The organism is Paenalicyclobacillus cellulosilyticus (assembly GCF_014647315.1).
Classification (GTDB): Bacteria; Bacillota; Bacilli; order Alicyclobacillales; family Alicyclobacillaceae; genus Alicyclobacillus_J; species Alicyclobacillus_J cellulosilyticus.
This window is the reverse complement of the sequence record NZ_BMOY01000018.1, coordinates 23,143-33,603: the sequence shown is the minus strand read 5'-3', so window position 1 is coordinate 33,603 and position 10,461 is coordinate 23,143. Positions and strand designations below refer to the sequence as shown.

The 10,461-nt window shown below is 66.7% G+C and carries 10 protein-coding genes; 9 read left to right on the top strand and 1 reads right to left on the bottom strand.

Annotated features, from left to right (window positions below):
• Window positions 1-2 precede the first annotated feature (2 nt).
• Window positions 3-1,706, bottom strand: coding sequence for an arginine--tRNA ligase (gene argS / locus IEX97_RS07035; RefSeq protein WP_188881985.1), 1,704 nt, complete (start codon window positions 1,704-1,706; stop codon window positions 3-5).
• Window positions 1,707-1,887: 181 nt separating this feature from the next.
• Between argS and IEX97_RS07030 the strand changes: the two genes are divergently transcribed.
• The 9 genes from IEX97_RS07030 to IEX97_RS06990 all read left to right on the top strand — a co-directional run bounded on the left by IEX97_RS07030 (window position 1,888) and on the right by IEX97_RS06990 (window position 10,389).
• Window positions 1,888-3,639 carry a tetratricopeptide repeat protein gene (locus IEX97_RS07030; protein WP_188881983.1) on the top strand — a complete coding sequence of 584 codons (1,752 nt, stop codon included), beginning with the start codon at window positions 1,888-1,890 and terminating at the stop codon, window positions 3,637-3,639.
• A gap of 253 nt (window positions 3,640-3,892) precedes the next feature.
• Window positions 3,893-4,369, top strand: coding sequence for an NUDIX domain-containing protein (locus IEX97_RS07025; RefSeq protein ID WP_188881982.1), 477 nt, complete (start codon window positions 3,893-3,895; stop codon window positions 4,367-4,369).
• Between the two features lie 85 nt (window positions 4,370-4,454).
• Window positions 4,455-5,402, top strand: coding sequence for an ROK family glucokinase (locus IEX97_RS07020; RefSeq protein ID WP_229776573.1), 948 nt, complete (start codon window positions 4,455-4,457; stop codon window positions 5,400-5,402).
• Window positions 5,403-5,529: 127 nt separating this feature from the next.
• Window positions 5,530-6,390 (top strand): RNase adapter RapZ, encoded by an 861-nt coding sequence (gene rapZ, locus IEX97_RS07015; protein ID WP_188881980.1) that lies wholly within the window; start codon window positions 5,530-5,532, stop codon window positions 6,388-6,390.
• A 194-nt stretch (window positions 6,391-6,584) separates the two neighbouring features.
• Window positions 6,585-7,574, top strand: coding sequence for a gluconeogenesis factor YvcK family protein (locus IEX97_RS07010; RefSeq protein ID WP_188882012.1), 990 nt, complete (start codon window positions 6,585-6,587; stop codon window positions 7,572-7,574).
• Between the two features lie 15 nt (window positions 7,575-7,589).
• On the top strand, window positions 7,590-8,531 hold the full coding sequence (gene whiA / locus IEX97_RS07005; RefSeq protein ID WP_188881978.1) for a DNA-binding protein WhiA: 942 nt from the start codon (window positions 7,590-7,592) through the stop codon (window positions 8,529-8,531).
• 161 nt (window positions 8,532-8,692) lie between these two features.
• Window positions 8,693-8,950: an HPr family phosphocarrier protein gene (locus tag IEX97_RS07000; RefSeq protein ID WP_188881976.1), complete on the top strand. Its 258-nt coding sequence runs from the start codon at window positions 8,693-8,695 to the stop codon at window positions 8,948-8,950.
• A gap of 178 nt (window positions 8,951-9,128) precedes the next feature.
• Window positions 9,129-9,776 carry a hypothetical protein gene (locus IEX97_RS06995; protein WP_188881975.1) on the top strand — a complete coding sequence of 216 codons (648 nt, stop codon included), beginning with the start codon at window positions 9,129-9,131 and terminating at the stop codon, window positions 9,774-9,776.
• Between the two features lie 97 nt (window positions 9,777-9,873).
• Window positions 9,874-10,389 carry a DUF402 domain-containing protein gene (locus IEX97_RS06990; RefSeq protein ID WP_188881973.1) on the top strand — a complete coding sequence of 172 codons (516 nt, stop codon included), beginning with the start codon at window positions 9,874-9,876 and terminating at the stop codon, window positions 10,387-10,389.
• Window positions 10,390-10,461 lie beyond the last annotated feature (72 nt).

Sequence of the window (10,461 nt, the reverse complement as noted above, 5' to 3'; positions counted from 1 at the left end):
GGTCACATCGCCTCCGGGGCTTCAAGGCCGAGCAGGTACAGCGCGTACGCCACGACCTGCCGCGCGGCGTCCGTGAGGGCGAGCCGCTGCCCCCGCACCGCCGGTTCGCTGGCGAGAATCGGGTGGTCGTGGTAGAAGCGGTTGAAAGCATGGCAGACGTCGAGGGCGAAGCGCGCGATGAGCGACGGATCGAACTCGTCGACCGCGCGCTCAAACACCTCGTTCGCCTGCGCCATCAGGAACACCAGGTGCCATTCGGCGTCGTCGAGCTCGCCGAAGGCGGGGCTGACAGGCACCGAGACGCCCTCCTGCTGCGCCTTGCGCAGGACGCTGCAGGCGCGGGCGTGGGTGTATTGCACGTAGGGACCGGTTTCCCCGTCAAAGTTGAGCACTTCCTCCCAACGGAAGTCGGGATCGTGCATGCGGTAGGTTTTGAGGTCGTTGAACACCACGGCGCCGACCCCGACCGCGCGCGCGACGGCGTCCTTGTCCTCCAGACCCGGGTTCTTTTCCTCGATGATCCGGCGCGCTTCCGCGATGGCCCGGTTGAGCACGTCCTCCAGATAGACCACCTTGCCGCGCCGGGTGGACAAGCGCTCGCCGTTGTATTTCATCATCCCGAACGCGACATGGCGGCAGTGCTGCGCCCAGGGCTTGCCCATCAGCTCCAGCACCTTGAACACCTGTTGGAAGTGCAGCGTCTGCTCGGCGCCGACGACGTAGATGAGGTGGGTGGCACCGAGTTCGTCGTGCCGGTAGATGGCGGCCGCCAGGTCGCGGGTGGCGTAAATGGTGGCGCCGTCCGACTTGCGGATGATGCACGGCGGCATCCCGTATGCGGAGAGGTCGACGACCTCGGCGCCCTCGCTCGCCACGAGCAGCCCGCGCGCCCGCAGCTCCTCCACCACCGCGTCCATCTTGTCGTTGTAGAAGCTCTCGCCCAGGTAATGATCGAACCTGACGCCGAGCAGGTCGTACACCTGCTGGAAGGCCTTCAGGCTTTCTTCGATGAACCAGCGCCAGAGGCTGCGCGCCTGTTCATCGCCGTCCTCGAGGCGCTTGAACCAAGCCCGCGCCTCGTCCTCCAATTCCGGGTGTTCCTTGGCTTCTTCGTGAAAGCGGACGTACAGCTTGAACAGTTCGCGCACCGGATCGGCGCGGACGGCTTCTTCGTCGCCCCACTTGAGATAAGCGACGATGTTCTTGCCAAACTGGGTGCCCCAGTCGCCGAGGTGGTTGATGCCGATGACCCGGTAGCCGTCGGCGCGCAGCAGGCGGACGATGGACTCGCCAATCATGGTCGACCGCAGGTGGCCGACGCCAAACGGTTTGGCGATGTTGGGGGAGGAATAGTCCACCGCAGCCGTCATGCCCACGTTGCGGCGGCGCGAGAACAGCTGCTCGACGCCTTCCTGGATGGTGCGCACCAACTGTTCCGCCACAGCGGAGCGCACCAATCGCACGTTGACGTAGCCGTTCACCGCTTCGGCCGCAGCGAACGCACGGGAGCCGCGCAGGCCTTCCGCCACCTGGATGGCAATCTCCTGCGGGCTCTTGCGCAATGTTTTCGCCAGCCGGAAGCAAGGGAGTGCCAAATCCCCCATCTCCAGGCTGGGCGGATGCACGATGAGCGCTTCCAGTTCGCCGGCCGGAAGAGACAGGATATGGCCGGCCGCTTCCGCAAACGCAGCTTTGATGGCTCTCACGATGCTTCCTCTCCTCGCCGAAGAGATCACGTCCCAGAGATCGAGTAATTATAGCATGAAGCGCAGGCGCACGGAAATTTCCTGCGTCAGAACGGGTGTGTTATACTCGACGCAAACGGCGTGCGGTGATTGGAGCGGCAGTCCGCGTCCCGCTCCGGGCGCGGCGACCGGGGGTGACCACATGGATACGTCTCAGACGAATGCGCCGGCGGCGCGGCAGGACGGACGCGGCCGCCGCGGCAACGTGATCCCGATGCGCCTCGACGCCGCCTTCTTCCACGAGCGCGGCGTGAAGTACTTGCAGCGGCACGACTTCGAGCGGGCGCTCAAGGCGTTCCGCAAGACGGTGGAATACGAGCCGGACAATCCGGTCCATCACTGCAACCTGGCCGGGGTGCTCGCGGAAATGGGCGACTTCGCGGCGTCGAACGAGGTGCTCCTGCGCGTCCTGGAGGAGATTGCCCCCGACATGGCCGAGGTGCAGTTTTACCTGGCCAACAATTACGCCAACATGGGCGAATACGAGATCGCGGAAGAATACGTGCTGCGCTACCTGGACGCGCGTCCGGACGGCGAGTACGCCGAGGACGCCCGGGAGATGCTCAGCATCCTCATGGACGAGTTCGGCGGCGGCAAGGCGTTGGCGCGCTGGCAGGACCGCTGGCGCGAGCAGGAGCGCGAGGCGGCGAAGCGCGACGGCCGCCACCTGCTGGAGGAAGGCCAGTTCGAGGCCGCGGTGGAATGGCTGGAGCAGGTGGTTCGCCGTGAGCCGGACAACCTGGCCGCGCGCAACAACCTGTCCCTGGCTTACTATTATACCGGCCAATACGAGGAGGCGGTCCGCGGCGCGGAAGGGGTGCTGGCGGAACAGCCGCACAACCTCCACGCCCTGTGCAACCTGGCGTTGTTCAGCGCGCACGTGGGACCGAAGGCGCGCCTGGAGGCGTGCGTGCAGAAACTGGCCAAGGTGTTTCCGCTGCACTACGACCTGGCGCTCAAGGTGGGGACGACGCTCGGCCTCGTCGGCCAGCACCAGGCGGCGTTCAGCGTGTTCGAGCGGTTGGCGCGCATCGCCGCGGAACCGGATCCGGCGCTGTACCACTGCGCCGCGGCCGCGGCGGCCAACGCCGGCCGGTTTGCGGCGGCGCGGCGGTATTGGCGCCTGCTCGCCCGCTTCGCGGAGACCGAGGACCTGGCGAACTACTATTTGAAACAGCTGGACGCGGCGGCGGCCGCAGGCCGGCGCTCCCTGCGCGTGAGTTACCAATACGACCTGCCGCTGCACGAGCAGTTCACCGAGATGAAGCGCCGCCTGCAGGCGGGCGACCTCACCGCCTGGCGGCGCGATCCGCTGCTGCGCGCCTCCCTCTACTGGGGGCTGCGCCACGGCGACGACGAGACGCGCCGCGTCGTGCTGCGCACCCTCGCCTGGCTGGCGGACGCGGATGCGGAGAGGGCCATCCGGCTCTTCCTCAAGCGACCGCAGGTTCCGCCGGCGCTGCAGGCGGCCGCGCTGTTCGCCCTCCAGCGCTGCGGGGCGCGCGGGCGGATTGACGTGTGGGTGGACGGCGAGATCGCGCCGGTGCGGATGAGTGCGCTGCCGAAAGACTTGGTGCTCGGCATCGAGCCGGTCTGGCAGGAGGTGTGGCGCCTGGCGGAGGACTGGTTCAAGGCGCACCGCAAGCGGCAGCACCTGGGCCGGGCAAAGCGGTTGTGGGTGGCGTTCGCGGAGCACGCCTTCCTGCACGGGCGGGTGCGGGTGACGCGGCCGCCGGTGTGGGCGGCGGCATTGGTGTACGTGGTGATGAAGCGGTTTGACGCAGGTGTCCGCCGGAAGGACGTGGCGGCCGACTTCGCTGTCGCGGTGCCGGCGGTGTCGCGCGCAGCCGGCCGGTTGCAAGGGTTCGCGGACGGCTGCGCGGAGGACGGCTGACGGCGGATGCGAAGACGGCTGACGTGATGGTCGCGGTTGTCACCGATTCTTCACCACGGTGTAACAAAAATTAAAGTCGCTGTAACACGATTGAAACACAAGCCTTTTATGATGAAGATGCATCACATTTGACCCCCTTTTCATATAGATCCATGGATTGTGGCGTCCGACGACGGGCGCCGTCTTTTTTTGCCCGGCGTCGTTTGTCGGCAGGGGGGCGGCGTGCTATGCTAGCCGTAGCGAGGTGACCAGGGTGCAGATCATCGTGAATTGCCTGGTGCGCTGGCGCGGCGGCATCGTGATGCTGCACAAGCCCCGGCGCGGCCTGTGGTTCCTGCCCGGCGGCAAGGTGGAGCCGGGGGAGTCATGGCCGGACGCCGTCCGCCGCGAGGTGTGGGAGGAAACCGGTCTGCGGCTGGGGCGGGTGACGCTGTGCGGGGTGCACGTCCTCGTGACGGCGCCAGGTCCCGGGCGGGAGGCGGTGTATCGCACGCTCGCCCAGTTTGCCGGCGAGGCGGCGGGCGGTGAGTTGCTCGCCGTGAGCAAAGAGGGCGAGGTCAAGGTCATACGTGAAGAACAGATCGCCCGTCTGCCGATGGATGAGGGCGACCGGATCATGCTGGAGCACACCCTGCGCGCGGCGGCGTCGGGCGGTGTCGTGTGGTTCGGCCGCTTCGAATACGGATGGGATGAACAGCTGGTGCGTTGGCGGGCGGAGATGGGGGCGTAAGGTCCGCTCCGCATCGGGCGTACACGCGGAAGCTGTGTTCCATCGCGCGGACGGTTTCCATCCATCACCGGGGAGGAGAAGCGGATTGAAGCTGTATTTCGGCGTGGACATCGGCGGGACGCAAACCAAAACCGCGCTCGTCTCGGAGCAGGGGGAGATCCTCGACAAACGTTCGTTCGCCACCGCCGCGGAGCGCGGGTTGGACGATTTCAGCCGGCGCGTGCGGGCAGAGCTCGACCTGGCGGTACGGGCGGCGGGCGTCGACCCGGCGGACGTGCAGGCGGTCGGGGTCGGTGTGCCGGGGTTTTTGGATGTCGAACAAGGCGTGCTCGTCGAGGCGGTCAATCTCGGCTGGGTGAACCTGCCGCTCGTCCGGGTGCTGGCGGACGCCACAGGGCGCCCGGTGGCGATGGAAAACGACGCGAACGTGGCGGCGCTCGGTGAGGCGTGGATTGGGGCCGGGCGCGGGGCGAAGAGCGTGCTGTGCGCCACCGTCGGCACCGGGGTCGGGGGCGGCATCGTGATCGGCGGCCGTCTGTACCGGGGCGTCAACGGCATGGCGGGGGAGATAGGGCATTTGACGGTGCGGCGCGAAGGCGGCCACCGCTGCAACTGCGGCAAGCTGGGTTGCCTGGAGACGGAGGCGTCGGCCTCGGCCATCATCCGCGAGGCGCGCCGCCTGCAGGCGGAGGGGAAACTGCCGCAGGATGGTCCCATCGACGGGGCGGAAGACGTGTTCGCCCTGTGGCGTGCGGGCCACGCCGCGGCGGCCGGCGTGGTGCGGGAGGCGGCGCGCTGGCTGGGCTACGGGCTGGCGCTGTGCGCCATCACCTTGAACCCGGACGCCATCGTGATTGGAGGCGGTGTCTCCAAGGCGGGCGAGGCGTGGCTGGCGTTGGTCCGGGAGGCGTTTGTCGAGTACGCGCTCCCGCTCGTGGTGGAGGCGGCGCGCTTCCAGCTGGCGGAGCTCGGCAACGACGCAGGCGTCATCGGCGCGGCCAGGCTGGCGGCGCACCACGTGGAATCGTTGTAAGCTGCGCCGGCATGCCGCAGGATGCCGGTGCGGCGGTTGCTTGCCCCGGCGCTGTCCGCGCGGGAGTCTCCACCAAGGCCGCACGCGTCCGCCGGCGTCCCGCACCGGGTTCGCAGGGGGGAGGACGATGACCATCGAGCTCATCATCATCACGGGCATGTCCGGTGCCGGCAAGTCGGTCGCCATGCAATCCCTGGAGGACATCGGCTACTTCTGCGTCGATAACCTCCTGCCCGCGCTCATTCCGAAGTTTGTGGACATCGTGCGCCAGTCGGGCGGCTCGCTGCACCGGATTGCGCTGGCGTGCGACCTGCGCGGCGGCGAGTGGTTCGAGAAGCTGCTCGACATCGTCCACCAGCTGCGACAGGACGCCGGGGTGGCGCTGCACCTGGTGTTTTTGGACGCGGACGATGAGACCCTGGTGCGCCGGTTCAAGGAGACGCGGCGCCCGCACCCGTACGACAGCGGGCCGCGCTTGCTGGAAGCGATTCAGGCGGAGCGGGCGGCGCTGGCGAAGGTGCGCGCGGAAGCGGACGTGATCCTCGACACCAGCGGGTGGGCGCCGGCACGTCTCAAGCAGGAACTGGTGCAGCGGTTCTCCCGCCGTGAACGGCGGTTGCCGGTGCACGTGATGTCGTTCGGGTTCAAGTATGGCATTCCCATCGACGCCGACATGGTGTTCGACGTCCGGTTTCTTCCCAACCCGCACTACGTGGACGACCTGCGCCCGTATACCGGCGAGGATCAACCGGTGTACGACTACGTCATGCAGTGGCCGGCGACGCAGGAGTTTCTCCGCCGCTTGGAAGGGTTGCTCGATTTCCTCATCCCCGAATTCGTGAAGGAAGGCAAGAGCCACCTGGTCATCGGCATCGGCTGTACCGGCGGCAAACACCGTTCGGTGGCGATTGCGCGCCGCTTGGCGGATCACCTGCGCCAGTACAGCGACGTCCACGTCACGCACCGGGACAGCAGGCGGGAGGGCTGACCGTGAGGCAGTGGTGGTTGATAGCCTGGACCGCCGGTTGCTTCGGATGCGGTATCTTGGCTGCGAGCGTCGGTTGGCACCGCCGGCCGGACGACTACGCCGTCTTGGGCGGCGTGGTGTTGCTGCTGGCGTTGCTGTTGTTGGCGCACGGGTGGTGGCGCGAGACGGTGGAGACGCGGCGCCGCACCCGGGAGATGGCGCGGCGGCCGCGGATTGTGGCCATCGGGGGAGGGACCGGCTTGTCGGTCATCCTGCGCGGGCTCAAGGAGTTCCCCGTCGACTTGACGGCCGTGGTGACGGTGGCGGACGACGGCGGAAGTTCGGGTCGTCTGCGCAGTGACCTGGCGATGCCTCCTCCGGGCGACATCCGCAACTGCCTGGTCGCGCTCGCCGACACCGAACCTTTGCTCGAACGGTTGTTGCAGTTTCGGTTCCCGGCGGGTGAAGGTCTGGCCGGACACAGCTTCGGTAATCTGTTCCTCGCCGCGATGACGCACATCATGGGTGATTTTGAATCGGCCATCCGCGAGACCAGCCGCGTCCTCGCGGTGCGCGGGCGGGTGCTGCCAGCGGTGCGGGAGGACGTGAAGCTGCGCGCAATTCTGGAGGACGGCAGCGTGGTGGAAGGGGAGTCGAACATCCCCAAGGCCGGGAAGCGGATTGAACGCGTCGAGCTGGTGCCTGCCGATGCCCGGCCGCTGCCCGAGGTGCTGCAGGCGATTCAGGAGGCGGACGCCATCGTCGTCGGCCCGGGCAGCCTCTACACCAGCGTGTTGCCCAATCTCCTCGTGCCGGGGTTGGCCGACGCCATCGCGGCGAGCCAGGCGAAGAAGATCTATGTGTGCAACGTCATGACGCAGCCGGGGGAGACGGACCATTTCACCGCCTCCCAGCACGTCGAGGTCATCTACCGGCATGTCGGGCGGCGGCTGTTCGACTACATCCTGGTCAACGCCGCCTCGCTGCCGGAGGAGGCGCTGGCCAAATACCGGGCGCAGAACGCGCACCCGGTGTTCGTGGACATCGAGGCCCTCGCGCGGCTCGGCCTGCGGGTCATCGCCCGCAACTTCGTCCACTACGCCACGTATGCCCGGCATGACAGCCGGCTCATCGCCGAGCAGGTGGTGAGCCTCATCGGGTACGAGCGACGTAAGGAGGAACGCTCGTGGCTGCGTCAAGCGTGAGGGGGTGGGGTCGCTGTGTCGTACGCGGCGCTGACCAAGAAGGAACTGACGATGATTGAGGAGCCCGACTGCTGCCAGCGGGCGGAGCTGCAGGGCATGGTGATGCTGATGGGCTCCGCCGGCGGGCGGGAGGACGGGGAAGACCTGGCGCTGGTGACGGAAAACGTGGCCACCGCCCGCAGGGTGTACACGCTGCTCAAGCGCCGGTGCGGCGTACACCCCGAGGTGGTGGTGCGCAAGAAGATGCGCCTGAAGAAGAACAACGTCTACACGGTGCGCGTGGCGCCGGCGGACGCCGCGAAGGTGCTCCGGGAGCTCGGTTGGTCGCCGACGGGCGGCGCGTGGTTACCGGATCGCCTGGTGCGCAAGGCCTGCTGCCGGCGCGCCTTTTTGCGCGGCGCGTTTTTGGCCGCGGGCAGCGTGAACGACCCTGGCGGCCATTCCTATCATCTGGAGATCACCTGCGCCACCCAGGCGCAGGCGGATGCGCTCATCCGGATGATGAACACGTTCGACCTGCAACCCCGGCTCATCCAGCGCAAGCGCGGCTACGTGGTGTACCTGAAGGAAGGCGAGCGGATTGTCGATTTCATGCGCGTCATCGGCGCGCATCAAGCGTTGCTCAAGTTTGAGGACGTGCGGATCCTGAAAGGGATGCGCAACCAGGTCAACCGCCTGGTCAATTGCGAGACCGCCAACCTGAACAAGACCATCCTGGCCGCGGTGCGGCAGCTGGAGGTCATCAAGTTCATCGACGAGACCATCGGACTGGGACAGCTTCCGCCGCATTTGCGGGAGGTGGCGGAGATGCGCCTGCGCCATCCCGAGGTGAATCTGCAGGAATTGAGCGCGCGCATGCCGCATAAGGTAAGCAAGTCAGGCCTCAACCATCGGTTGCGGAAACTGGAGGAGATCGCACGGTCGCTGCGCGAGCGCGGGTTGCCCCGCCGGACGTGAGGCGGAAGCCGTCAAGGACAGGCGGGGCAGGGTGTCCGTGCCGGCGCGGCGGAACGTGTGCGAGATGCACATGTTGTGCAGGATCGAGGCATGGTATAATTTTCACAATCCCAGGCGCGGCGCCGCCTGGGGCATACCTTGCCTGGCGAGGAGGGGATGACATGGTAGAACAAAAGGTGGTCGTTCGCCTGCGGTCCGGTTTGTTGGCCCGCCCGGCGGCGCTGTTCGTCCAAGAAGCCAACCGCTACACGGCGGAGACGTTTGTCGAAAAAGACGGCAAGTCGGTGAACGCCAAGAGCATCATGGGCATCATGTCCCTGGCGATTGGTCCCGGACAGGAGATCACGATCCGTGCGGAAGGCTCGGACGCGGAGCAAGCGGTGAAGAAGCTCGTGGAGATGGTATCGAAAGAGGAGTGATCCCGCGCGCCCCGGGACGGGGCTGTACGCATACGGAAGAAAGCGCATTCATCCCTGCGGGTCAGGCATCCGGTTCTCCGGCGGACATCCAGGGCATAAAGTGATCCTCGAACTTGGAGTCCGCCGGGCACAGGGGTCCGCAGAGTCCGGCTGGGCCTGGCTGCAGGAGGCGGTAGGGATGGCCGGCAGGCGGTTCCGCAGGCGCGCCGTTCACCCGCTGCACCCTTGGCGCCTGGCACTCGGGGGCGGGATGGCGGCGGCAACCCTCGCCTTGATGATCCACGTGCTGTACCCCTTTCAGAACGTCAACCCCTTTTACCACGAGGCGACCATCGGGGAACCGGTGATTGACGACTGGAAGTACGGCGGTGAGGACGAGGAGGGGTATCTGCGCTTTTACAACGACAAAGCGGGCGAGACCGTGGTGGAGCCGCCGTCGGCGCACACGTTCGACGCCGACGGCCGCTTTGTCGTGATTGAAGGCCATACGGCGGGAACACTCACCTTCGCCGAGCCGTATGGTGCCATACCGCTTCCGTACCTGCTTTCCACCCTGGCGGCGCTGGCGCTGGGCGTGGGCTTGCTGGCCCGCCGGCGCCAACGCCTGCAAAAGCGGCGGTTTGGGGCGCGAGGATGGCCGATCCAGCCGCCGCGGCGCGTCCGTTTCCGCAGCGCGCCGGGGCCGCAGCCGCATGTGCCCGCGGGTTCTTCACCCTCCCTCACGCTGGCCTCCGGCACGGCGTCCGCCCGCCTGCGCTTCCCCTTCCGCCGGCCAAAACGGTTTCGGCCGCACCGGGGCGGCGTGTGGCGTCCGCGCCGGCGTTGAGCCAATCCCCTTTGTCCCCCCCTTTGTTGTTCGCACGGCTTGAACATGGTACTTTATAAGGTAGACAGGATTTTCCGCAGGGGGGATATGGCGACGGATGGCGCTGCGGACAGGTCGGGTTCAGCAGATTCACAAACGGGAAGAACGGGGCATCGACCGAACGAATGAACCGTTCGTGATTGAGAAACTGTCGCGCAGACCAGGGCTCATCACCATCCAGCGGCCGTCCTTCGAGAGCGGATACACGCACCACCTGCGTGAGATCTACCCTCACTGGGGAATCGGTGTCAGCACGTGCATCAACGACGGGGTGCCGGTGAAACACCCGCGCCTGCGCTTCGACCACTATGTGGACCTCGTCAAGGTGTGGGAAGACCAGGATTTCATCTACATCGAGGACATGTATGTGGACGTGCTGATCTACGAGCGCTCGTATTACCACATCATCGACCTGGAGGAGTTTGGTGAGGCGGTGTTCTCGCGCCAGGTCAGTCCGATGGAAGCCAAGCGCGTGCTCGAAAACACCCAGCGGTTCGTCGATGCGTTCAAACGCAGCCGTTTGTCCTACGCGGTGTGGAAGCAAAAGTACGGGGTGCATCGGCGGACGTTGTGAGGACGGCACCCGTGCGGCCGCCCGGCGCGGAGCCAGCCGCGGCTGGCTCCATCCTTGGGCGGCGCGGGAGGC

What these genes read in the sequence shown, in the direction of transcription:
- rapZ (WP_188881980.1), top strand. Translation starts at nt 5,530, where the DNA reads ATGACCATCGAGCTCATCATCATCACGGGCATGTCCGGTGCCGGCAAG.
- IEX97_RS07030 (WP_188881983.1), top strand. Translation starts at nt 1,888, where the DNA reads ATGGATACGTCTCAGACGAATGCGCCGGCGGCGCGGCAGGACGGACGC.
- IEX97_RS07010 (WP_188882012.1), top strand. Translation starts at nt 6,585, where the DNA reads ATGGCGCGGCGGCCGCGGATTGTGGCCATCGGGGGAGGGACCGGCTTG.
- IEX97_RS06995 (WP_188881975.1), top strand. Translation starts at nt 9,129, where the DNA reads ATGGCCGGCAGGCGGTTCCGCAGGCGCGCCGTTCACCCGCTGCACCCT.
- IEX97_RS07000 (WP_188881976.1), top strand. Translation starts at nt 8,693, where the DNA reads ATGGTAGAACAAAAGGTGGTCGTTCGCCTGCGGTCCGGTTTGTTGGCC.
- IEX97_RS06990 (WP_188881973.1), top strand. Translation starts at nt 9,874, where the DNA reads ATGGCGCTGCGGACAGGTCGGGTTCAGCAGATTCACAAACGGGAAGAA.